Raw genomic sequence first — 687 nt, 5'->3', positions numbered from 1 at the left:
ACTTCCGGCAAAGTGATGAAAACCGCACGTCTGGTCGGCGGCACTGAAATCCAAGTGATGTCTTACATCGAAAACGGCGACAAAATCGAAATCGATACCCGTACCGGCGAAGTCCGCAAACGCGCCTAATCAGCCCGTAATACAAAAAGGCCGTCTGAAACAAGTTTCAGACGGCCTTTTATCAATCTGCCTTATTGTTTCTTCAAGCCCTTGGCTTCGACAGTGGCAATCGTACCGTCAATGCCTTTGCTCTTAATCAGCTCGCCAAATTGATTGCGGTATACCGTTACCAAGCTGGTACCGTCCACGCGGATGTTGTAAATCTTATACACACCGCCACTTTGGTAAAGCTGGTAAGCCACTTCATACTTCGTACCTTTTTTGGTTTGAATTTCCGAGAAAACGTCAAACTTATTGCCGTTTGCCGTCATCTTCGGCAACAGGCGCACATTTGCATCCGCCGCACCAATTAACGCGGAATGCGAGTACATCGCAATGACCATATCTTTGAATGCACGGATAAAATCGGTTTTCTGTTTGGCAGAAAATTCACGCCATGGCGCACCGACCGCTAAAGCCGAAATACGCTCATAATCCAAATAACGGTTGGCATACTGCTCAACCTGTTTCACGCGTTGCGCCTCTGTCAAAGACGTATTGCGTGCGATTTTCAACACAGCATCAATA

Annotated in this window: 1 protein-coding gene and 1 pseudogene; one reads left to right on the top strand and one right to left on the bottom strand. The window is 47.3% G+C overall.

Annotated elements, in window-relative coordinates:
* Window positions 1-129: pseudogene (locus ACTHUR_RS14470) on the top strand (elongation factor P); the annotation flags it as partial.
* A gap of 62 nt (window positions 130-191) precedes the next feature.
* Here ACTHUR_RS14470 and ACTHUR_RS14465 read toward each other — a convergent pair.
* A partial coding sequence (locus ACTHUR_RS14465) for an MlaC/ttg2D family ABC transporter substrate-binding protein (RefSeq protein WP_440399267.1) occupies window positions 192-687 on the bottom strand: 496 nt, incomplete at its 5' end.

The sequence above is a fragment of the Neisseria sp. P0021.S007 genome (genome assembly GCF_051956855.1).
This window is presented reverse-complemented; position numbering and strand designations above follow the sequence as displayed.